Raw genomic sequence first — 22,185 nt, 5'->3', positions numbered from 1 at the left:
TCTAAATGGCGGTTAGGCGAAATAACGGGGGATACTACCATGAGTATGCTGGAGAAGGATCTACAGGAGGTTGACCTGGACGCTGTTGAAGAGGCGCTGGATAGTGTCGATGATGTCTCCGCGGAGGAAGACGCCTTTGAAAAAGCGTTGAGCCGTGATGAGCGTCAATCGACTCAAAGCTTGGACGCGACACAAATCTATCTCAATGAAATTGGTTTTTCGCCGTTATTAACGCCGGAAGAAGAGGTCTACTACGGCCGTTTAGCGCGTAAAGGTGACCCGCTTGGACGGTCAAGGATGATCGAGTCTAACCTTCGCCTGGTTGTTAAAATCGCCAGGCGCTACCTTAATCGGGGGCTTACGCTGCTTGACTTGATTGAGGAGGGTAACCTTGGGCTAATCCGGGCGGTGGAAAAGTTTGATCCTGAGCGAGGGTTCCGCTTTTCTACCTATGCCACGTGGTGGATTCGACAAACCATTGAGCGTGCGTTAATGAATCAAACGCGCACCATTCGTTTGCCGATCCATGTGGTTAAAGAGCTAAATATTTACCTGCGTGCAGCGCGGGAACTGACCCAAAAGCTTGATCATGAAGCAACAGCAGAAGAGATCGCCGATCATCTCGACAAGCCAGTAGAAACGGTTAAGAAGATGCTTGGGCTTAATGAGCGCGTCTCCTCGGTAGATTACCCAATGGGTGGCGAAAGCGATAAGCCGTTAATCGACACGTTAACCGACGACGATGTGCTAGGGCCGGAAGCATGCTTAGTGGATGGCGATGTGCGTGAGCACGTAGACCACTGGTTGGATGAGCTCAGTGATAAGCAGCGTGAGGTGGTGGTACGCCGCTTTGGTTTGCGAGGTCATGAGTCTGCTACGTTGGAAGAAGTTGGTGCAGAAATTGGCTTAACTCGCGAACGTGTTAGGCAAATTCAAGTAGAAGCACTAAAGAAACTGCGCCGCTCATTGGAAAAACAGGGCCTTTCCCTTAACGCTATTTTCGAGAGCTAATCGCGATAAGCTCTTGTGTCATACCGACCATAACGCACCGAGTTCATCGCTCGGTGCGTTGTTTTTGACGCCCATTGGTTGATCAACCGTTAAGTTAACTATTGACTGTGTAAGTGAGAAATGTAATGCGCCCCTTGGTGGCCCATATTGATTTAGACGCCCTGCGTCATAACTATCAGCTAGCGTGCCGCTGCGCGCCCCAAAGTCGCTCGGTAGCTGTTATTAAAGCGGATGCGTATGGTCACGGTGCGCTTGAGTGCGCGCGTGCGCTAGAAGCTGAGGTGCCCGCATTTGCTGTCGCTTGCATAGAAGAAGCGATTAGCCTGCGTGAAGGGGGAATTAAAAAACCTATTGTATTGCTGGAAGGTATTTTTACCGCTGACGAGCTGGCGCTCGTTGATCAGCACAATTTTTGGATCAGCGTTCACAGTGAGTGGCAGGTGGCGGCTTTATTGGCTTTTTCACCCCGTCAACCTATTCCGGTATGGATGAAAGTGGATTCCGGTATGCATCGTTTAGGCTTTTCTCTAGACGAGGCACTTGGTGTTTGGCAGCGGTTAGCTAGCGCACCACAAGTAACCGCGCTGCATTTGATGAGCCACTTTGCGACAGCAGATGCACGTGAGGGCAGCTACTTTAATCAGCAAATGGCCGCTTTAACGGCATTGGCGGAAGCGCTTGATGCACCCCTATGCCTAGCAAACTCCCCTGCAACACTGGCATGGCCAATCGCCCATGGCGACTGGAATCGCCCTGGTGTCATGCTGTATGGCAGTGACCCGCTGGAAGAAGCCAACGAGACCACCCGGCAACTGCGCCCGGTGATGAGTTTACGCTCCGAAATTATTGCCCTCCGTGAACTAGAGGAGGGTGAGCCTGTTGGTTATGGTGGCCGTTGGCGCGCATCTCGGCGTTCTAAAATTGCCGTCGTTGCGGCAGGTTATGGCGATGGTTATGATCGCCACGCCATAGACGGCACCCCGGTGTTAGTGAATGGCCAGCGCTGTGCGATTGCCGGCAAGGTCTCAATGGACATGCTAACCGTAGATGTTACCGACGTGCCGGAGGCTGCTATCGGTAGTGAGGTGGTGCTGTGGGGAGCCGCTAGCAACGGTGCTGTGTTGTCAATTGATGAGGTAGCACGCTATTGCGATACCATCAGCTATACCCTGTTAACGGGAGTGCTACCAAGAGCGCCGCGCCGCTACCATGGAGCCTTTGTTTAAACGGTTACCAGTATGTCTAAAAGCTCATATCCGCAGTCGTTTGCACACCTTCGTTATTGGCCAACCTGGCTTGCAATAGGCGCGATGCATCTTGTTGCCTGGTTTCCCTGGCGGCTTAAGTTATGGGTGGGGAAAATAATTGGTTTGTTGGCATGGCGCTTTATAAAGCGCCGGCGGCATATCACTGAGACAAATATTGCCCTCTGTTTCCCGGAAAAAAGTGTTGATGAGCAGCGCCGCTTGGTAAAAGAGGCTTTTATTGCCAACGGTATTGGCTTAGTGGAAACAGCCACTGGTTGGTGCCGTGACGTGGAAGGATTACGGCACCGAGTGGCTTATCATGGCCAGGAGCATCTCGCACGGGCTAAAGCGCAAGGCAAGGGCGTGCTGGTGGTGGGAATTCACTTCTCCACACTGGATTTAGGGGGTGCACTGCATTCGCTATTTCTCCCTGCTGATGTGGTTTATCGCCCGCACAACAACCCCTTATTCGAACGCTTTATGACCCGTGCCCGCTCGCGAATTTTTGGTCAGGCGATTGATCGACACGACTTGCGTGGTGTTGTGCGGCGAATAAAGTCGGGCCATATTGTGTGGTATTCACCGGACCAAGACTTTGGCCGCGATGTCAGCGTGTTCGCGCCACTGTTCGGCCAGCAAGCCGCTACCATCAGGCTGACCGCAAAAATCGCCAGAATGACGGGGGCGCCGGTGGTGCCGCTGATGTTCCACCGCAATCCTGATAACCAGACATATACCATCAGCTGCCTGCCCGCGTTTGATAACTTCCCAAGCGGTGATGAAATGGCCGACGCTACTCGGGTAAATGAATTTATCGAACAAGCTATTCGTAAGTATCCTGAGCAGTACTTATGGCTTCATCGGCGCTTTAAAACGCGTCCGGAAGGTGAGCCAAGCGTTTACTAGCGACATCCGTTAACAAAAAAAGCCGTTCTGCTACCAAGCAGAACGGCTTTTCGTTAACTTTGAAAGCAGATGTTAGTCCAGATTTCGAGAGTAGAAAATCTCTAACATCTCTTTGCGCAGACGGCTTTCAATGTCCCGTGCTTCTTCGAAGGTAATGTCGCGGCGCGATGTGCCGAACAGATAGTTATCAAGTTCGAAGTCTTTCAGCAGCATTTTGGTGTGGAACATGTTTTCTTGATAAACATTCACATCGATCATTTGATAGGCGTGCTTGGTATCTTCTGCCAAGTAGTCCTGGATCGAGGTAATGTCGTGATCAATAAACAGCTTTTTACCATCGACATCGCGGGTAAAGCCACGAACCCGATAATCCATGGTGACAATGTCAGAGTCGAAGCTGTGAATTAGGTAGTTCAGTGCTTTCAATGGGCTGATGTGGCCACAGGTAGACACATCAATATCCAATCGAAAGGTGCTGATACCGTTGTCAGGATGCGACTCAGGATAGCTGTGTACTGTCACGTGGCTTTTATCAAGATGCGCTACGACTGTTTCAGGTAGCGGTCCAGGGCCTGGTTCAGTTTGCTCTGGGTTTGCTTCATCCAGCTCGTGTTCAGCAATCAGAATCGTAACGCTGGCCCCATGGGGCTCATAGTCTTGACGAGCAATATTGAGCACATGAGCGCCAATAATATTGGTGACGTCTTTTAGAATCTGCGTCAAACGTTCGGCGTTGTAAAGCTCATCGATATAATCAATGTAAGCCGCACGCTGCTCTTCGGTTTTGGCGTAACAGATGTCGTAAATGTTAAAGCTCAACGAGCTAGTCAGGTTATTAAACCCGTGGAGTCGGAGATTATCTGACACGTCCGAACCTCCCTATGGCAGATGAAGACACCCCGACGAGCCAGCGCCGGAACCGATAGTAACTTGTCACCGTGATGCTGTAGTCGCTTTCTGCAAAGCGGCTGTTTGCTACGCAGTAGGGGTAAAAACAAGCGAGCGTATTATGCCCGCCAAGCGCATGGTATGCATCCAGCCGCGCTATTTTTTTTAATAAACAGGGAAGATGGCGCTCCGAGTAGTTCAAGCGTCGACAATCTCAAAAGAGTGGGTAATCTCAACGCCGCCTTGTGTCAGCATAATAGATGCGCTGCAGTACTTCTCTGCGGAGAGCTCAACCGCCCGCTGTACCTGCTTCTCTTTTAAGTTGCGGCCAGTCACCACAAAGTGTACGTGGATTTTGGTAAACACGGAGGGCACTTCATCAGCGCGCTCTGCGTCAAGCTCCGCGATACAGTCGGTGACATCGGCGCGGGCTTTATCAAGAATATTCAAAATGTCAAAGGCGGTGCAGCTACCCATGCCCATCAGCAGCATTTCCATTGGGCGAGGGCCGGTGTTGCGGCCGCCGTGGTCAGGAGGGCCGTCGATAACGACGCTATGCCCACTACCGGACTCTGCTACAAATTGGCGACCATCTGTCCATTTTACCCGTGCTTTCACGTCGCTCTCCTCATCTAGGCACCTATAGGTAGTTGCGAAGCATAACATTTCTAGCGATAGACGCACTTTTTCATCGCTTGCTGATCTGTTGCGCCAACAGGTGGTGTTCAAGAACCTCAAGGCGCTCTGGAGTGCCCACATCGACCCAGTGGCCTGAAAAGTGTTCACCGCTAACACGCTTGTCTGCCATTGCCTGCTTAAGCAGTGGTGCCAGGGCAAACGCTCCTGGCGCCTGATCGGCAAGAAGGTCCGGGTGTAGCAGGCTAATGCCGGCAAAGGTGAGACGCTGATGGCCTTCCACTCCAACGCGCCCGTTGATAAGGGAAAAATCACCGCTAGGGTGGTGGGAAGGGTTATCTACTAGCACAAGATGGGCGACGTCACTTCCCTGTAGCAGTGATTCTGAGGGAATGTAATCGCACCAGACATCCCCATTGACCAACAGAAACGGGGCATCGCCAAGCAGGGGGAGTGCCTTTTGAATGCCTCCGCCGGTTTCTAAAGGCGTCTCTTCATGGCTCCAAAGAATCCGTAATTGGTAGTCGTTTCCATCACCAAGCGCTGCCATGATCTGCTCTGCGCGATAGCTCACGTTGATGACCACCTCATCAATGCCTGCACGCTTGAGCCGTTCGAGGTGGTGCACAATAAGTGGCTTATCGCCTACTGGTAACAGTGGTTTTGGGCAGTGGTCGGTAAGCGGCCGCATCCGTTTGCCAAGTCCCGCGGCTAAAATCATCGCTTTCATAACGTGCTTTCCGCTAAACGTAGGGCAATGGCGGGGCGCAGTGTGCCACTTACCCATTCAGTAAACTCGCTGTGCTGGGGCAGCGCGGTTAGGCTATCTTCTAAATGCGTTAAAAAATGCGGCAGGCGTGATAAATAGCCTTGTTTGGCATCGCGCAGCGTTAAGCGGCAAAAAATCCCCAGCACTTTTAGGCAGCGTTGAGCGGCCATGGCTTGGCATTGGATAAGAAATTCATCCTTGCTGATATGGCGAGAGAGGCGCCCATCATGACGCGCTTGGCAATAGAACGAGTCGACAAACTGCATAAACTGCGCCTGAGAAAAGCGGCAGTAGCGACCGCGCAGTAAGGAAATAACGTCGTAACTGATTGGCCCTGCCACCGCGTCTTGAAAGTCAATCATGTAAAGCTGCTGGTCGTGCACCATGATATTCATCGCATCGTAATCGCGGTGTACGCTGACGACGGGTTGATCGAGGGCTTGCTCAACGAGGTGGCCACGCAGCGCATCCCAACTGGCTGGCGTTGATAACGACAGCCAATTGTTTAAACACCACTCAGGAAAAAGGTCGAGCTCTCGGTTCAGCAGCGTCGCGTCATAAGGCGGCAGTGCGGCAGGGTTGGCGCGGTTTTGTAACTTGGCCAGTAACGACAGTGCATCGAAATGACTTTGCTGAATGCACGCGTCATCAGTGAATAGCGCCTGTAATGGGGTATCCCCAAGGTCATCCAGCAACAAAAAGCCCGCGTCGAGATCGGCGGCGTAAATATGCGGAACGGGCAGTTTTGCCGCGTACCAGCGCTTTCCGATAGCGACGAACGGTGTTGAGTCTTCCTGGTCAGGGGGGGCATCCATTACTATGCGAGTACCGCCGCAGGGCAGTGTCAGCCGGAAATATCGCCGGAAACTAGCGTCACCACCCGCTGGAGAGAGGTGGATAGCGGCGCTATTTAGGCCATTTTGGTCAGCCGCCCACTGGGTGAGGGCGTCAATCCTAGAAGAGGACATGCAAGCTCCTTGCTGGTCGGGCATCATGCGGGCTGTATAATACCGATTCTGGATGCCAAGGATAACGAACATGGGCAAGCGAATCTCGCGTACCGTACCGGTTGCGCACACGCTGTTGGGCAGTTTGCTCGCTGGCGCCTCATTTTCAGCGGTGGCACAAGGCCAGACGTTGCCTGCCGAGGCGCTTGATTGGCAGGCCTGGAGCCAAGATGAAGCACCGCATCAGCTGTGTCGAGGGCGATATGTGATGCCTGACTACCGCTTGCCAGCGGTGGATAACCCTGAAATGTTGTCGGTGGAGACTCAGGAAGCCGATTACGCCGCAGATGGTGAAGCGTTGTTGCGCGGTGATGTTGTACTGCGTCGTGGAAACACAGAGTTGCAGGCGGCGCAGATGTATTTACCCGCCGACCGCCAACGCGTAGATGCAGAAGGCAATCTCGCCATACGAAATGGTCAGGCGTTGGTGCGCGGCGAGCAAGCCACGTTAATGCTCAACGATGACCGAGCCTCGTTACGCAACAGCCACTATGTGCTTTACGAACAGCATTTACGCGGTCAGGCCAGTGAATTAGAGCAAACCGGTGAAGAGCAATATCGTCTGCACAATGCTTCATTTACGACGTGTGATCCAGGTGCCAATAGCTGGCAACTCGTTAGTAGCGATATAAAGCTGGATCAAGCAAAAGGGTTTGGTACCGCACGGCACGCACGTTTAGAAGTAAAAGACGTGCCGATTTTTTACTGGCCTTGGCTACGCTTCCCCATTGATGACCGCCGTCATACAGGATTGCTGTCACCTTCTATTAGCTTTTCCAATGAGGGGTTTGACTATGCACAGCCTTTTTACTGGAACATAGCGCCAAATCAAGATGCCACCATTACACCGCGCTGGATGTCTGACCGTGGGCTGTTGCTCAATGGTGAGTATCGCTACCTGCTTGAAGAGAGTCGAGGGACGGTAGAAGGCGGATATATCAATAGTGATGACGGCAGCGAAAATGGTGATAACCGCTTCGAAGGCAATGATCGCTGGTATATTGATGCACAACATGCAGGAACGCTGGCGCCACGCAGTGATTACCAATTGCGCTATGGTGCCGCTAGCGATGGGCGCTATTTCGATGATTTTGGTGGTGAGTTTGGCAATAGTGAGCGCGTTAGTATGGAGCGGCTCGCTCAGGTAGATTACCGCGGTGAGCGTTGGCAGTTAGATGCCCGGGCCCAAGGCTTCCAGCGGTTGGAAGATCCGCTGAGTGATTCCGATAAGCCATTTTATCGTCTGCCAAGTTTGACAGCGAACTCTGACTGGCAGTTAGGTGGCGGTCTCTATACACAATGGCACTCAAACGCGACCTATTTCTGGCGTGATGTAGACGAGCGACAGGTGCCTGAGCGCGAAGCCGCCATCGGCACGCGCCTGCATCTCACCCCGGCTATCGGTTGGCGTTTTGAGCAACCCTGGGGCTATATCGAGCCGCGTACCGAGTTATGGCATACCGCTTATGAGTTGGATTATGGCGATCGCGTCACTGATCGAGGTACGTCTCCCAGCCGTAGTGCGGCGGTCACATCGATAGATAGTGGCCTTGTTTTTGAGCGTGAATTAGAACTGAGCGGACGAGACTATCGCCAAACCCTTGAGCCACGTTTGAACTACGCATACGTCCCACGTACTAACCAAACACAACTGCCTGATTTTGACAGCCGCGAGCGAGCGTTCTCGTGGGATCAGCTATGGTCTCCTCATCGTTTCTCTGGCGCAGATCGTTTAGGTGATCTCAATCGCGTGTCGCTTGGCGTACAATCTCGCTTTATTGAAGACGCCACCGGACGGGATCGGTTAACTTTTGGGATTGGGCAAAGTGTTTATTTATCCGAGCGTCGCATCGATAGTGAGGGCGACCCAGACACATTGCCTGCTCGTCCAGAGGATGATCCCAGTGTGAATCCGCTTAGTCGCTATCAAGCTACTCGCGATCGCTCGCCGCTGGTGACGCGCCTCGATTGGCAGATTAATGATCGGTGGAGTACAGGGTATGAATGGTTATACGACGACCAGCGTGAACAGACCGAACGCTCTAGCGTTGATGCGCGTTATCGCCATCCCGCTGGCCACGTAGTGAACCTTGGTTACCGTTGGGAGATCGAAGGTTTCGATCCAGGCGTCGTACCCGGTGATGACGGCTTTAGAGATTACAGCCGGGAAGAGTGGGATCTGTCACTTGCTTGGAAAGCCAGCCCGAGGATTGATTTGATTGGTCGCTATCTGCACGATCAGACCAATGACCGCGCGCTTGAGCGGCTGGCAGGCGTTCAATGGAACGACTGCTGCTACGGCTTACAGCTAGTATGGCGTGAGTGGGTAGACGATAACGACACCGCCCCTGTGGGTGATGACTTTAATGATCGCGGGCTATTTTTACGCTTTGTATTCCGTGGCCTGGGTGGCGTTGGTCAACAGGCTGACGGTTACTTTGAACAGGCCATTCCTGGCTACCGCCCAACGCCGCTGTAACGATTTTGTTAAATGGCGACTGACTGAAAGAGATTCTTTATGACTACCAGAAAGACCCTGCTGACCGATGGCTTGAAAAAGCGGGCAAAACTGCTTTCTGCGGGCGGCATGATGGCGCTCTGCCTTGGAACGAGTGCCGCGCTTGTGCCGCTGTCGGTTTACGCCCAAAATTTCGAATCAACCCAGCGGCAAATGCTAGATAGCGTTGTGGCTGTCGTTAATGACGGCGTCATCATGCGCAGTGAGCTTGATGACCGCATTGCCCAGATAGAGCAGCAGGCGCAAACCCAGGACGGTAACTTACCGCCCCGTAGCCAACTGGCTCAGCAGGTACTAGAGCGCATGGTGATGGATGAAATCCAGCTGCAAATGGCTCGCCAAGCCAATCTTAGCGTGGACGACACGGAGCTAAATCGCCAGTTGCGTTCCATTGCTGAGTCTAACGGCATGACGCTAGAACAGTTTGCCGATGCCGTGGAAGCAGACGGCATGACCCTGGGTGGCGTACGTGAAGAAATACGCCGCGAAATGCTGATGCGCCAAGTACAGCAGCGCCAAATTAGTCAACGTGTCACCGTGACTGAGCGTGACGTTGAACGCTTCTTGAGCCAGCAGCCATCTCAGCAGGGGCAAGCGTTTATTGAAGAAATACGCGCCCGCCACGTATTGGTAGAGTTAACGCCAACACGCAATGAAGACCAGGCTCGTGCCCGCGCTGAGCAGGCTCGCCAGCGTTTACAGCAGGGGGCAGACTTTGCGTCCGTCGCTCGTGAGTTTAGCGACGACCGTGGTAGTGCCATGAACGGCGGCGAGCTTGGTTGGGTGCGTCCAGGGCAAACGGTGCCAGCTTTTGAAGAAGCGATGGGGTCGTTAAGTACTAACCAGCTCTCTGAGCCAGTGCGCTCTCAGTTTGGCTACCATGTCATTGAAGTGCTAGAGCGTCGCCGTCAGGATGTGACGGATGAAAGTCGCCGTGAGCAGGTCCGTCAGGCCATTTTCCAGCGTCGTGCTAACGAAGAGCTACAGTCGTGGCAGCGTGAAATGCGTGAACAGGCTTTTGTCGATATTCGCCTTTAATGAGCCAATCTAATGAGCAATAGCGCGCCACTGCTGATAACCACCGGAGAGCCAGCGGGCATCGGGCCAGAAATCACACTGATGCTGGCCGCCAATGGCCAATTGAATAACACGGTGGCTATTGGCGATACGCAGCTGCTGAAACAGCGTGCGTCGCTGCTGGGGCTTCCTCTTGATGTGATAGAAGCAGCCCCTGGAAGCAGTGTGGCTTCCTCGCCTGGGCGTTTGGTTGTGTGGCCCGCGGGACTTCGCGAACCAGCGCTCCCCGGCGTGCTCAATCCTGCTAATGCAGGCTATGTGCTAGAGACGTTGCAAATCGCTGTCGATGCCTGTCTACAGGGGCATGCGGCGGCCATGGTCACTGCGCCGCTGCATAAAGGGGTGATTATCGAAGGCGGCTTTGCTAGCTTCACTGGCCACACCGAATGGCTGCGCGATGCCTGTGGGGTTGATGAGGTCGTGATGTTGTTGGCTACCGACCAAGCGCTGCATGCTCAGTCGAGCCGTTGGCAGGGTAGCAGTGACCTACGCGTCGCACTTGTCACCACACACCTACCGCTGCGCGACGTGGCGGATGCGGTTACCTACGACAAAATTACCCGCATTAGCCGTTTGCTTGCGACTGATCTGAAAAACCAGTTTGGGATTGCCGCTCCGCGCATTGCGGTGTGTGGATTAAACCCCCATGCCGGAGAAGATGGCCATTTAGGGCGCGAAGAACTCGATGTTATTATCCCCGCGCTGAAAGCGCTGCGCGCTGAAGGCCTTGATGTTCAAGGCCCGCTGCCAGCTGATACGCTTTTCACGCCGCGCCATTTAGCGGGCGTTGATGCGGTGTTGGCGATGTATCATGACCAGGGGTTGGCAGTGTTAAAATACGCAGGCTTTGGTCAGGCGGCGAATATTACACTTGGCTTGCCGCTGGTGCGTACTTCGGTAGACCACGGTACCGCGCTCAGTTTAGCCGGTCGCGGTACTGCCGACCCCAATAGCTTAGGCGTAGCTCTCGCGCTAGCACAGCGACTTTCCGCGCAGCGCGCCAATGGCTTAAATGCTTTATGAATCAACCCTCCAAGGAACACTGTTAGATGTCTCAAGTGCCTCAGCAGCACCGCGCTCGTAAACGCTTTGGTCAAAACTTTCTGCGTGACCTCGGCATCATTTCGCGTATTGTCCGTGCCATTGGGCCTCGCGAAAGCGACCGACTCGTTGAAATTGGCCCTGGGCAAGGCGCGCTCACTGCTCCGTTGCTAGAGGCGGCAGGAAAGCTTGAAGTCATTGAATTAGACCGTGACCTGATTCCGGGCTTAAGGGTGCAGTTTTTTAACTACCCTGATTTTGTTATCCATGAGGGTGACGCGCTAAAGTTTGATTTCGCCGCGCTAAAGGGGGATGGCCCTGCGCTGCGAGTCGTCGGTAACCTGCCTTACAACATCTCAACGCCGTTGATAGTGCACCTGTTAACCATGGGCAATGCGATTGCCGATATGCACTTTATGCTGCAAAAAGAGGTCGTTGAGCGTTTGGCCGCTGAGCCAGGTAGCACTGATTGGGGGCGCCTGTCGGTGATGGCGCAATATTACTGCCACGTGGATCAGCTGTTTGTCGTACCGCCGGAAGCCTTTGTTCCCAGGCCGAAAGTTGACTCCGCCATTGTTAGGCTAACGCCTCACGAAAGCTTGCCCCAAACAGCAGATGACCCAGCACTGCTGTTTGAATTGGTCAAGCTGGCGTTTGGTCAGCGACGCAAAACACTGCGCAATAACCTGAAAGGCAGGGTAAGCGCAGAAACATTAGAAGCACTAGGCATTGACCCTGCACGGCGCCCTCAAACCTTGACGGTTGCAGAGTACGTCACTATCGCCAACCAAGTGGCTACTGACGAAGCGCTTGGTGGTAATGGGAGTTCTGACGCGTGAGTGCCCTAGCCATTGAGGTTAGCGTCGCGCCTGAGTACCGTGCAGCCGAGTCAGATGACCGTGAGTCGCGCTTCGTGTTTAGTTACACCGTGACGGTACATAACCAAAGCCCTCATAGCGTGCAGCTTATGGCGCGCTACTGGAAAATTACCCAAGGTAACGGTGATAGCCAAGAGGTGCGTGGCAAAGGGGTGGTGGGCCAGCAGCCATTAATTGGCCCGGGGCAGCGTTTTCGCTATACCAGTCGAGCCATTCTGCAAACGCCGGTAGGCGTTATGGAAGGCGCTTACACGTTACTTAACACCTACACCCAGCGAGCTTTTGAAGTGCCCATTGCGCCTTTCAGGCTAGCGGTGCCGCGTCAGCTTCACTGACCATTCTCTAAAAGGGGGAGCGATGAGCACCTATGCCATTGGTGATCTGCACGGCTGTCATGCCGAGTTTGTCAGTTTGCTAGAAAAGCTAAGCTTCAATGCAGCAAACGATACACTCTGGCTGGTTGGTGATTTGGTCAATCGTGGCCCTGGCTCGCTGGCTTGCTTGCAGGAAGTGCAGGCGTTAGGCAGCGCCGCTCAATGCGTGCTGGGTAACCACGATTTTCATTTGTTGGTGGTGGCTCGTGGCGGCGGCAAACTGAAAAAAAACGATACCCTCAGCGATATTCTTGCGACCCCACAGCGCGAACAGGTGCTGGATTGGCTGCAAAGCCAGCCATTGGCAGTTTATGAAAACAATACGCTGATGACCCATGCCGGTATATTGCCAACGTGGTGCGCCGAGCAAGCGGTAACGTTTAGTCAAGAAGTGCAGACGGCCTTGCTTAGTGAAACGGCCGGTGATTTTTTAACGCAGCTATTTGGTAATCAACCTGACCGGTTCCATGAGGATCTAGAAGGAATTGATCGTTTGCGCTGTCTCGTCAATATATTTACCCGCATGCGCTTTATCGACGCTAACGGTCGGCTAGACTTTGCTGCCAAAGAAGGCTTGGAAAGTGCACCTGACGGGTTCACCCCTTGGTTTCAATACCCAAGAGCAGATGCGCTTCAACTGTTATTCGGCCACTGGGCGGCATTAGAGGGCCAAACCCCGAACGCCAAGATAAAGGTTGAAGCGCTGGATACTGGTTGCGTGTGGGGTGGGTCGTTAACCGCTCTCAATCTGGAATCGGGTGAGCGCATCAGCGTACCTAGCCGTCAGCCGAGACATTAAAACACGAAACATTAAAAAAGGGCGGTAGCCGTGTTTCAGGTGGATGCGAAAACCAAAGGACTCGATGTTTATCGTGTTGGCGGGGCAGTGCGCGATACGCTGTTAGGCTGGCCGGTAGTGGATAATGATTGGGTCGTCGTCGGTGCCACGCCAGAAACCATGCAACAGCGAGGCTTTAAACCAGTGGGGCGCGATTTTCCGGTATTCCTGCATCCTGATACCGCCGAAGAGTATGCGCTAGCACGCACTGAGAGAAAGTCTGGCCACGGTTATGGTGGCTTTGAAGTACACGCAAGTCCTGATGTGACCTTAGAAGAAGACCTTTCAAGACGTGATTTAACCATCAACGCGATTGCGCAGCGCTTTGATGGCGCGTTGACCGACCCCTTTAACGGTCAGCGGGATATTGAGCAGCGCCTATTACGCCATGTGTCCCCGGCATTTAGTGAAGATCCCTTGCGGGTACTTCGCACGGCACGCTTTCTTGCCCGTTATGCGCATTTAGGGTTTGCCATTGCGCCTGAAACCCTCGAGCTAATGCGAGATGTAAGTCGCAGTGGAGAGCTTAGCCATCTTGCTGCGGAGCGAGTGTGGGTCGAAACTGAAAAAGCGCTGAGTGAACCAAATCCTGACCGTTACTTTACAGCCTTAAATGATTGCGAGGCGCTGGCTGCTTGGTGGCCTGAGCTAACCGATGACGTTGTGCTGGCAAACGCGCTTGAGACGATGGCGCTTGAGACAGTTGCACAGGTGGCTATCGACAGCTCACTTCCACTGGCTCACTGGCGCTACGCGTTGTTGGTGTCGGTATTGAATGATGCTCAGCGTGATGCGCTGGCGATAAGATTGCGATTGCCTAATGCGGTGACGCAGCTGGCGCGCCATGTAGCGCTGAGTAGGGATATATTAGCCGAGCCGTTAAGTGATGAGCGCGTTCTGCACTGGCTGGAGCGTTTGGATGGTTGGCGTAAGCCCGCGCAGGTTGATGCACAGTTACAACTCATTAAGCGTTTAGCAGAGAATACGCTCGAACCGCTGAATCGGGCGTGGGAGGCTGCACAAAGCGTTGACCCTCAAGTGCTATTGCAAGCGGGTTATCGCGGTGCAGCTTTAGGTAAGGCGCTACGTGAACACCGCCAACAGGCAGTAGCAAGTGCGCTGATGGATACGCACTAAGGGCTAGCTATAGGCTTTGTTTAGCGAGCGGACACCGCCTTTGGCACAGGGTCTGCCTGGGAAACCCAGCGCCCACGCCAATGAAAGTCGATGGCCCATAAGCGTTGACTACCCAATTCAAAGCGCTGCCATAGCGCAGCGTAAGGCAAACCATAGATAGGGTGATACTGATCGGGTAGCAGCTCGGATAGCGGCTGTAGAACGAAGGCATTGTGCGTGATTTCCCCTCGGGGCAGGGCAACACCGTCAACAGTGCCGCAAATACCACCCACTGTGAGCAGGTCAATATCCAGTGCTCGAGGACTACACTTAAGCATATCGGGAGTGCGGCCATGGGCAATTTCGAGTTGCTTAGACCACGCCTGAAGCTCGCCCACCGACCAATCGCTATCAAAGGCAACCACAAGGTTGTAAAAGTTGCGATTATCGCTAAAGCCTACCGGCTCGCTTTCAAATATGCGCGATATTTGAAGGGGGCCAAACGTGTCTTCAAGCGCATCTAGGCACAGGCGGATATGAGTGTCCGGATCGATATTGCTGCCTAAACTGAGAGTAACCAAGCTCATGGAAGCGTGCCGCGGGTGATTTCAAGACCGACGCTAGCGGCTTGTGGAACGGCACCCGGTTTGCGTACGGTAAGGCGCAGCCAGATAATGGAAAACTCCTGCTGTAAGCACTCAGCTAGGCGCTCGGCAAATGTCTCGACGAGAGCAAATTGGTGCTCGTCGGCAAAGCGCTGAATTCGCTGGCAAATGGCTGCATAATCAAGCGTCAGGCTCAAATCATCTGCAGCGGCGGCGGGACGAATATCCGTTGCGAGCGATAAGTCCAAGCTCAAAGACTGAACAATAGTGCGCTCCCAGTCGTACACACCGATGACGGTATCTACTGCCAGCGCTTCGATCAAAATGCGATCCACAGCTATTCCTCTAGCGTCAACAAGCGGGGGATTGTACTTGAGGATAGCGCGAAACGACAGCTAGGTACTATCTAACGCTGGGTAGGAGCCAAGATGGTGAGCGGAATGATATGGATGGTGGTGGGCTACTTAAGCGGGAGCTGGTTAGCGGCGCTTAGCGTATGTCGGCTAGCAGGTGTTCCTGATCCGCGATATCGGGGTTCGTGTAACCCTGGGTTTTCGAACGTGCTACGCCTTTACGGGCCTCGTTTAGCAGTCGCCACGCTTTTACTAGATGCATTAAAAGGGGCACCTGCAGTGCTGGCAGCCAAATTGTTAGGGCTGCCTGTTTGGTTGCAAGGGGCGGTTGGATTTGCTGTTCTGCTAGGTCACAGCTATCCACTATGGCATAGGTTTCGCGGTGGTAAATCGGTTGCCAGTGCGTTTGGCGTGCTGTTGATATTGGTACCCAGCGTGGCACTGCTTAGCGCGGTGTGCTGGATGCTGCTGGCTTGGCGGCTACGCATGGCAGCGGCAGCATCGCTCGTTAGTGCATTCGTCGCGCCACTGGCTTGTGCGTGGCTAGCACCTGACTATGTTGTGGTCGTGAGTGGGTTCAGCCTATTGGTGCTTGCGCGCCATGGGTTAAATATTCGCCGCCTGCGCCGCGGAGAAGAGCCGCATCTGCGTCGTTAGTAAGGATCAAGTTGGCGTTAAGGTGTCCAATGGCCAGCGCGGTGTAGCCTTCATAATGCCGTTGTCATCATGCTCACCCGCCGCCAGTCGTTGGGCGCCGACATAAGCGATCATCGCGCCATTGTCGGTGCAGAAGCGCCCGCGCGGGTAGTAAGATCGCGCGTTGCGTTTCTCTGTTTCAACCGCGAGGCGTTCGCGCAGGCGTTGATTGGCACTAACGCCACCTGCCACCACTAAGCGCTTCAATCCGGTTTGATCCAGTGCGCGGCGACATTTGATAACCAGGGTGTCCACTACGGCTTCTTCAAATGCTCTCGCCACATCAGCCTTGGCCTGGGTGTCTAACTCGCCAGCAGTTTCTAATTGGCGAATAGCGGTCAGCGTGTGGGTTTTCAAGCCGGAGAAACTGAAGTCTAGGCCAGGGCGGTCGGTCATTGGCCGTGGGAAGCGGAAGCGTTTTGGGTTGCCCTGTTCAGCAAGTTTTGCAACGTGAGGGCCACCGGGGTAGGGGAGTCCGAGCATTTTGGCCGCTTTGTCGAAGGCCTCGCCCGCGGCATCATCAACGGATTCCCCGAGTAACTGGTAGTGTCCTAGGGCCTGTACTTCGACAAGTTGAGTGTGTCCGCCAGAGACCAATAAGGCTACGAAAGGGAAGTCAGGGGCGTCATCTTCCAGCATAGGGGCTAACAGGTGGCCTTCCATGTGGTGTACGCCAAGTACTGGGATGTTCAACGCACGTGCCATACCATGCGCTGTACTGGCACCCACCATGAGTGCACCGACTAACCCCGGGCCTGCAGTGTAGGCAATGCCGTCTAGGTCGCTACGCGTCAGCTTGGCGTCGTGCAATACTTGCGCGATCAGCGGCAACAGTTTGCGCGTATGGTCGCGAGAAGCGAGTTCAGGCACCACGCCGCCATACTCGGCATGCATGGCAATTTGACTATACAGCGCGTCGGCGAGCAGGCCGCGGCCTCCAGTGTGCGAAGTATCATAAATCGCGACGCCCGTTTCATCGCAAGACGTTTCAATGCCCAGTACGCGCATAGCTGAAGAACTCGTTGTAAGTTAAAAAGTTGCAGGTTAGAAACCAGTGCTGCTAATCAGTCGCCTAGTTTAGCATTCTCATGCTTAAGGCGCGTAAGCATTTGCAAAGATCGCCAACCACGACTAGACTACTGTGCGCTGTAAAACTGGGTCGTACACTGTATTCTAAAAGTGTACGTACTATTCGAACTCAAGACTCCTTAAGGTAGGTGAGTGCTTAATGCCTTCTGTAAAAGTACGTGATAACGAGCCGTTTGACGTCGCCCTGCGTCGCTTCAAGCGTTCTTGCGAAAAAGCCGGTGTTCTTTCTGAAGTACGCCGCCGCGAGCACTATGAGAAGCCGACTGCTGAGCGTAAACGCAAAGCGGCAGCTGCCGTAAAACGCCACGCCAAGAAAATTCAGCGTGAGCAAAAGCGTTTCGAACGGCTCTATTGATCCGTACCCGAGGGGGCCGGAGCAGTTAGCTGGCCATCTCAAGAGGGATGTCAAGCGGCCGCCACTAGGTGGCCGTTTGTTTTTTGTTTTGTTTCATCGCTGTTTATGGTGATCTGGCAATTTGCTTGATGACTCTAGGCAAGCGAACTAGCGCTTTGCGCGAGGATGCCCGCAGTTCATGGCAGGCCAAATTCCACAACGTTTTATCGATGACCTGTTAGGCCGCGTTGATGTGGTCGAGGTGGTTGGTGAGCGTGTGCAGCTTAAAAAGGCCGGGCGTAACTATTCTGGGCTATGTCCTTTCCATCAAGAGAAAACCCCATCGTTTACGGTTAGCGCTGATAAACAGTTTTATCACTGCTTTGGGTGTGGTGCCCACGGTAATGCGCTACGCTTTCTAATGGAATACGACAAACTACCCTTTCCCGATGCGGTTGAGCAGTTGGCTAGTCGTTTGGGGCTGGATGTTCCTCGTGAGGGTGCCGATGATCCGCGCGCCCAGCAGCGCGAAAAAAAGCGCAAAGAGGGCGTTAATCTTCTTGAACTTGCTGCCAGTTTTTATCGAGAACGGCTAAAAATGCAGGAAGGGCAGGGAGCGCAGCGCTATCTGCAAGGGCGCGGATTATCGCCAGATGTTGTCAGTACTTATGGTATTGGTTATGCGCCTGGTGGGTGGGAAGCCTTGAAGCAGCACTTGAGCGCGCGAGGTATTGGTGAGCCTGTACAAATAGAGTATGGCTTGCTAATTCACCGTGAAGACACGGGGCGGACGTATGACCGCTTTCGCGATCGAGTGATGTTTCCCATTCGGGATTTAAGGGGGCGCACCATCGCGTTTGGCGGTCGGGTAATGGGTGATGAACAGCCTAAATATCTGAATTCGCCCGAAACGCCTGTCTTTCACAAAGGACGTGAGCTGTACGGGTTGTATGAGGCTCGCCAAGCGTCAAGCAAGCTTGAGCAGCTCGTCATCGTTGAAGGTTACATGGATGTCGTGGCGCTGGCGCAGTACGGTATCAACAACGCTGTCGCAACCTTAGGGACGGCTACAACAGAAGACCACCTAAGCCGACTATTTCGTTTAGTCAGCCGTGTGGTGTTTTGCTTTGATGGTGACCGTGCAGGGCGTCAAGCGGCCAGCCGTGCGTTGGAAACCGCCTTGCCGCAGATGATTGACGGTCGTGAAGCGCGCTTCCTGTTTCTGCCGGAAGGTGACGACCCGGATACGCTAGTACGCCGTGAAGGTAGCGATGCATTTCAAGATCGCGTTACCTGTGCGATGCCGCTATCTGAGTTTCTTTTTGAGCAGGCAGCGCAGGGGCGTGACTTGAATACCGTGGAAGGGCGAGAGCGGTTTGCAAGTCAGGTGCTTGAGGCATTGAACAAAGTGCCTGAAGGCATGCTCAAATCGTTACTGTTGGAGGCGTTAGCTAAGCGCAGTGGGTTGGCACAATCGCAACTGAAAACGCTGCTTGATAAGCGCGCTGCCGCCAGTGCGCAAAAAGAGGCACAGAAAGCGCCTTCGCAGGAAGCCGTGCACTGGGAGCCGCTTGAGTCGCCCGACATGATGCCGTTTGAGCATCATGAGGAGCAACTGGTCAGCGCAAAGCCTGCTGGTAAAAAGGCACAAAAGGGGCGCGCTCAGTCGCCTCGCCCGCAAGTGCTTTCAACCGTTGCGCGTATTGTGCAGCTACTGCTGCATGAGCCTGGTTTAGTGACGTCGCTGCCGGATTCCCTGGATTGGTTGCCGGAGAGTGAAGAAGCACCGCTATGCCGTGACTTGATTGAGTTGCTACGTGCCGGGCGTTATCGCAGCCCGCAAGTGGTGTTGGCGCACTTTCAGGGGAGCCAAGAAGGTCAGGTCTTGGCTGAGTTGGCGTCACGGGAGTTGCTGATTCCCAAGGGAACCCGGGAGACTGAGCTGACAGGGTTGGTTGAACATCTAATAGAGGTTCAGCGCAAGCGATCGCCTCAGGAAGAGTATCAGGCGTTGCTGGATTTAGAGCGTTCTGGGCAAAAGCTAGATAAAGCGCAGCGGCAACGTTTGGCAAGCTTAATGATGGAGCTTGTTCAACGACATTAAGTCGGCTTTGCGGCGTTTGTCTTTGAATGAGTAGAGTTTGGAATGAGTAGAGTTTGAGGCGCTAGGGTTGAATTTCCCTAACGTTGGCACCAAATAAAGGGTCAGTCGCCAGGCGCTGGCCTAACCGAACAACCTAACACACCTGAATGACCGCGCAAATACGTTTCGCTGGAAAAATTCCTGCTATTTACGCTATACTGTTCGGCTTGTTGAGTTTAATCGATTCAGCGCCCCAGGTGTTTCATTCTTCTTCGTCGAGATAGGGTTTCTATGGCTGGAAATGCGCAGCAGCAGTCACGTCTGAAGGAGTTGATCGCGCGCGGCAAGGAACAGGGCTACCTGACCTATGCCGAGGTCAACGACCATCTACCCGAGGATATCGCCGACCCGGATCAAGTGGAAGACATCATTGGCATGATCAACGACATGGGTATTAGTGTCGTTGAAGAAGCGCCAGATGAAGACACTTTGATGATGTCGGATCACTCCACGGACGAGTCCGCTGCGGAAGAGGCCGTCGCGGCACTCGCCGCCGTGGAAAGCGACGTCGGTCGCACTACCGACCCTGTGCGCATGTACATGCGTGAGATGGGTACGGTTGAACTTCTAACCCGCGAAGGTGAGATCGAAATCGCCAAGCGGATAGAAGAGGGCACGCGGGAAGTGATGTCAGCGCTGGCGTATTTGCCTGGCGCTGTTGCTTCTATCCTGGATGCTTACGATGCCACGCAGGATGAAGAAGCGCCTGGTCGCTTGTCTGATCTGTTCTCTGGCTTTATCGACCCCGACGAGGGGATTCCTGGCGTTGCAGAAGCCGAAGTGCCCGAGCCTGAGCCGGAAGCCGAGTTGAGCGATGATGAAGATCTCGACAGCGACGGTGACGACGAAGACGACGACAGCACGGCCAGCGAAGGCGGCCCTGATCCGGAAGAAGCGAAAGCTCGTTTCGAACAAATCCGTGAACAGAACGCCGCTGTTGAAGCTGCGTTGGCGAAATATGGGCGTGGTAGCGCTGAGCTTAAAAGTGAGCAATCGCGTTTAGCCGAGCTGTTTTCGCCGATTAAGCTGGTGCCGAAGCATTTTGAGCGTCTGGTTGGCCAAGTACGTATTAGCGTTGAGCAGGTGCGTGCCCAAGAAAAAGCGGTTATGCAGCTGTGCGTGAAGAAAGCTAAAGTACCGCGCAAAACCTTCATTAAGTCGTTCCCTGGGTACGAGTCTAATCCAAAATGGTTGGACACCTTCCAGGAAGCGCAGCCCAAGTATGCTGACCGTCTTGAGCCACTGCGCGCCGATATTGCTCGTTCGCAGCGCAAAATTGCCTTTGAAGAAGACATGGTGCAGCTCACCGTGGCCGACCTCAAAGAAGTTAACCGCAAGCTCTCTATCGGCGAGGCGAAAGCACGTCGTGCTAAGAAAGAGATGGTTGAGGCTAACCTGCGTTTGGTAATTTCGATTGCGAAGAAATACACCAACCGTGGCCTGCAGTTCCTGGATCTAATCCAAGAAGGCAACATTGGTTTGATGAAAGCGGTTGATAAGTTCGAATATCGCCGCGGTTACAAATTCTCGACCTATGCCACATGGTGGATTCGTCAGGCGATTACGCGTTCTATCGCTGACCAGGCACGCACCATCCGTATTCCGGTGCACATGATCGAGACGATCAATAAGCTCAATCGTGTTTCTCGTCAGATGCTGCAGGAAATGGGCCGCGAGCCAACGCCGGAAGAGCTGGGCGAACGTCTGGAAATGCCGGAAGACAAAGTACGCAAGGTGCTAAAAATTGCCAAAGAGCCGATCTCTATGGAGACGCCGATTGGTGATGACGACGATTCGCACTTAGGTGACTTTATCGAAGACGGCACTATGCTGTTGCCGATTGATATGGCCACCGGCGAAGGCTTGATCGAAGCAACGCGTAACGTCCTTGGCGGCTTAACCGCACGTGAAGCGAAAGTACTACGCATGCGTTTCGGTATCGATATGAATACCGATCACACGCTAGAAGAAGTGGGTAAGCAGTTTGACGTTACTCGCGAGCGGATTCGTCAGATCGAAGCAAAGGCGCTGCGCAAGCTACGCCACCCCAGCCGCTCTGAGCCGCTGCGCTCGTTCCTTGATGAGTGATTTGTAGGCTGTGGTAAGTGGTATGTAGTAAATAGAAAGTGGTGAACTGATAGTCGTCACCATGAACAAAAAGCCCGCCGTTCTGTGAACGGCGGGCTTTTTGATTTTGTCGTTACGGCACTATTCTTTAGATCAAAGGCTTACTGGGAGGCGATACGCGCTTTGTAAATGCGCCGAGCAATCAGCAGAAGCTCAATCATGGCAAATAGAATCAGGCTGTAGCCTAAAAGCTCAATAGCTTCCTCTGCGACATCTTTGAACTCGCGAATATAAGTGTCTTGCATGACGGCTCGCCAGAAGTCTTGGCGACCATAAAGGCGGGAAAAAATGTAGGTGACGAGAACACCGGCAGTGAACAGCCCAAATGCGAACGTGTTGCTATAATGAGAGAATTCCTCAATAAATCGACGTCGCTGCACGACTACCCAGGCAAGGCTAGGGATGACAATGAGCGCTACCAGCACTTTCCAAGTATTTTCTGCAACATAGTAATCAAAAAAGTAATCCTGTTCGCGTACCAGTGATGCAGCGTAAGCGTTCATTCCAGGACGTAGTTGACTTACTTCACGTT

At 53.6% G+C, this 22,185-nt stretch carries 21 protein-coding genes and 1 pseudogene; 14 read left to right on the top strand and 8 right to left on the bottom strand.

Annotation, left to right across the window (positions count from 1 at the left end):
* Positions 1-39 precede the first annotated feature (39 nt).
* The 3 genes from rpoS to lpxL all read left to right on the top strand — a co-directional run bounded on the left by rpoS (position 40) and on the right by lpxL (position 3,164).
* On the top strand, positions 40-1,011 hold the full coding sequence (gene rpoS, locus INT19_RS18110; RefSeq protein WP_038477648.1) for an RNA polymerase sigma factor RpoS: 972 nt from the start codon (positions 40-42) through the stop codon (positions 1,009-1,011).
* A gap of 125 nt (positions 1,012-1,136) precedes the next feature.
* Positions 1,137-2,237: an alanine racemase gene (gene alr / locus INT19_RS18105; RefSeq protein WP_193061756.1), complete on the top strand. Its 1,101-nt coding sequence runs from the start codon at positions 1,137-1,139 to the stop codon at positions 2,235-2,237.
* A gap of 12 nt (positions 2,238-2,249) precedes the next feature.
* Positions 2,250-3,164, top strand: a complete 915-nt coding sequence (gene lpxL, locus INT19_RS18100; protein ID WP_193061755.1) for an LpxL/LpxP family Kdo(2)-lipid IV(A) lauroyl/palmitoleoyl acyltransferase — start codon at positions 2,250-2,252, stop codon at positions 3,162-3,164.
* Between the two features lie 72 nt (positions 3,165-3,236).
* On the opposite strand, the gene speD is transcribed toward lpxL, so the two are convergent.
* The 4 genes from speD to INT19_RS18080 form a co-directional block, all read right to left on the bottom strand.
* Positions 3,237-4,031 (bottom strand): adenosylmethionine decarboxylase, encoded by a 795-nt coding sequence (gene speD, locus INT19_RS18095; RefSeq protein ID WP_030073826.1) that lies wholly within the window; start codon positions 4,029-4,031, stop codon positions 3,237-3,239.
* A 219-nt stretch (positions 4,032-4,250) separates the two neighbouring features.
* Entirely contained in the window at positions 4,251-4,670 is a 420-nt protein-coding gene (locus tag INT19_RS18090; RefSeq protein WP_038477634.1) for an OsmC family protein, read from the bottom strand.
* A 70-nt stretch (positions 4,671-4,740) separates the two neighbouring features.
* Positions 4,741-5,418, bottom strand: coding sequence for an N-acetylmuramate alpha-1-phosphate uridylyltransferase MurU (murU, locus tag INT19_RS18085; RefSeq protein WP_193061754.1), 678 nt, complete (start codon positions 5,416-5,418; stop codon positions 4,741-4,743).
* A complete protein-coding gene (locus INT19_RS18080; RefSeq protein ID WP_193061753.1) occupies positions 5,415-6,425 on the bottom strand; it encodes an aminoglycoside phosphotransferase family protein in 1,011 nt (336 codons plus the stop codon). Before INT19_RS18080 ends, murU begins: the two co-directional genes overlap by 4 nt.
* A gap of 70 nt (positions 6,426-6,495) precedes the next feature.
* Between INT19_RS18080 and INT19_RS18075 the strand changes: the two genes are divergently transcribed.
* From INT19_RS18075 to INT19_RS18045, 7 genes are read left to right on the top strand one after another with little or no spacing between them, the layout of a single operon-like run.
* Positions 6,496-8,943, top strand: coding sequence for an LPS-assembly protein LptD (locus tag INT19_RS18075; RefSeq protein ID WP_193061752.1), 2,448 nt, complete (start codon positions 6,496-6,498; stop codon positions 8,941-8,943).
* Between the two features lie 39 nt (positions 8,944-8,982).
* Positions 8,983-10,020 carry a peptidylprolyl isomerase gene (locus tag INT19_RS18070; protein WP_193061751.1) on the top strand — a complete coding sequence of 346 codons (1,038 nt, stop codon included), beginning with the start codon at positions 8,983-8,985 and terminating at the stop codon, positions 10,018-10,020.
* Between the two features lie 12 nt (positions 10,021-10,032).
* Positions 10,033-11,082 carry a 4-hydroxythreonine-4-phosphate dehydrogenase PdxA gene (gene pdxA / locus INT19_RS18065; RefSeq protein ID WP_193061750.1) on the top strand — a complete coding sequence of 350 codons (1,050 nt, stop codon included), beginning with the start codon at positions 10,033-10,035 and terminating at the stop codon, positions 11,080-11,082.
* Positions 11,083-11,108: 26 nt separating this feature from the next.
* The gene (rsmA, locus tag INT19_RS18060; RefSeq protein WP_120386447.1) at positions 11,109-11,939 is read left to right on the top strand and encodes a 16S rRNA (adenine(1518)-N(6)/adenine(1519)-N(6))-dimethyltransferase RsmA; all 831 of its coding nucleotides are present in this window, start codon (positions 11,109-11,111) and stop codon (positions 11,937-11,939) included.
* On the top strand, positions 11,936-12,313 hold the full coding sequence (gene apaG, locus INT19_RS18055) for a Co2+/Mg2+ efflux protein ApaG (RefSeq protein WP_089039622.1): 378 nt from the start codon (positions 11,936-11,938) through the stop codon (positions 12,311-12,313). Before rsmA ends, apaG begins: the two co-directional genes overlap by 4 nt.
* A 22-nt stretch (positions 12,314-12,335) precedes the next feature.
* Complete coding sequence (locus INT19_RS18050; protein ID WP_193061749.1) at positions 12,336-13,151, top strand: symmetrical bis(5'-nucleosyl)-tetraphosphatase; 816 nt, start codon at positions 12,336-12,338, stop codon at positions 13,149-13,151.
* Positions 13,152-13,181: 30 nt separating this feature from the next.
* A complete protein-coding gene (locus tag INT19_RS18045; RefSeq protein WP_193061748.1) occupies positions 13,182-14,327 on the top strand; it encodes a polynucleotide adenylyltransferase in 1,146 nt (381 codons plus the stop codon).
* A 20-nt stretch (positions 14,328-14,347) separates the two neighbouring features.
* On the opposite strand, the gene folK is transcribed toward INT19_RS18045, so the two are convergent.
* On the bottom strand, positions 14,348-14,893 hold the full coding sequence (gene folK / locus INT19_RS18040) for a 2-amino-4-hydroxy-6-hydroxymethyldihydropteridine diphosphokinase (RefSeq protein WP_193061747.1): 546 nt from the start codon (positions 14,891-14,893) through the stop codon (positions 14,348-14,350).
* On the bottom strand, positions 14,890-15,246 hold the full coding sequence (gene folB, locus INT19_RS18035; RefSeq protein ID WP_095603986.1) for a dihydroneopterin aldolase: 357 nt from the start codon (positions 15,244-15,246) through the stop codon (positions 14,890-14,892). Before folB ends, folK begins: the two co-directional genes overlap by 4 nt.
* Positions 15,247-15,351: 105 nt before the next feature.
* On the opposite strand from folB, the gene plsY reads away from it, so the two are divergent.
* Positions 15,352-15,921 carry a glycerol-3-phosphate 1-O-acyltransferase PlsY gene (gene plsY, locus INT19_RS18030; protein WP_193061861.1) on the top strand — a complete coding sequence of 190 codons (570 nt, stop codon included), beginning with the start codon at positions 15,352-15,354 and terminating at the stop codon, positions 15,919-15,921.
* A gap of 6 nt (positions 15,922-15,927) precedes the next feature.
* On the opposite strand, the gene tsaD is transcribed toward plsY, so the two are convergent.
* Positions 15,928-16,968 (bottom strand): tRNA (adenosine(37)-N6)-threonylcarbamoyltransferase complex transferase subunit TsaD, encoded by a 1,041-nt coding sequence (tsaD, locus tag INT19_RS18025; RefSeq protein ID WP_193061746.1) that lies wholly within the window; start codon positions 16,966-16,968, stop codon positions 15,928-15,930.
* 220 nt (positions 16,969-17,188) lie between these two features.
* Between tsaD and rpsU the strand changes: the two genes are divergently transcribed.
* The 3 genes from rpsU (at position 17,189) to rpoD (ending at position 21,614) form a co-directional block, all read left to right on the top strand.
* Positions 17,189-17,404, top strand: coding sequence for a 30S ribosomal protein S21 (gene rpsU / locus INT19_RS18020; protein ID WP_007113641.1), 216 nt, complete (start codon positions 17,189-17,191; stop codon positions 17,402-17,404).
* 178 nt (positions 17,405-17,582) lie between these two features.
* Entirely contained in the window at positions 17,583-19,487 is a 1,905-nt protein-coding gene (dnaG, locus tag INT19_RS18015) for a DNA primase (protein ID WP_193061745.1), read from the top strand.
* A gap of 270 nt (positions 19,488-19,757) precedes the next feature.
* Positions 19,758-21,614: an RNA polymerase sigma factor RpoD gene (rpoD, locus tag INT19_RS18010; protein WP_193061744.1), complete on the top strand. Its 1,857-nt coding sequence runs from the start codon at positions 19,758-19,760 to the stop codon at positions 21,612-21,614.
* 140 nt (positions 21,615-21,754) lie between these two features.
* Here the strand turns inward: rpoD and INT19_RS18005 are convergent.
* Positions 21,755-22,185 (bottom strand): annotated as a pseudogene (locus INT19_RS18005) (hypothetical protein); the annotation flags it as partial.

The sequence above is a fragment of the Halomonas sp. 3A7M genome, assembly GCF_014897875.1.
In the GTDB taxonomy this organism is placed as follows: Bacteria; Pseudomonadota; Gammaproteobacteria; order Pseudomonadales; family Halomonadaceae; genus Vreelandella.
The sequence above is the reverse complement of the archived record's forward strand: the minus strand, read 5'-3'. Positions and strand labels throughout refer to the sequence as shown.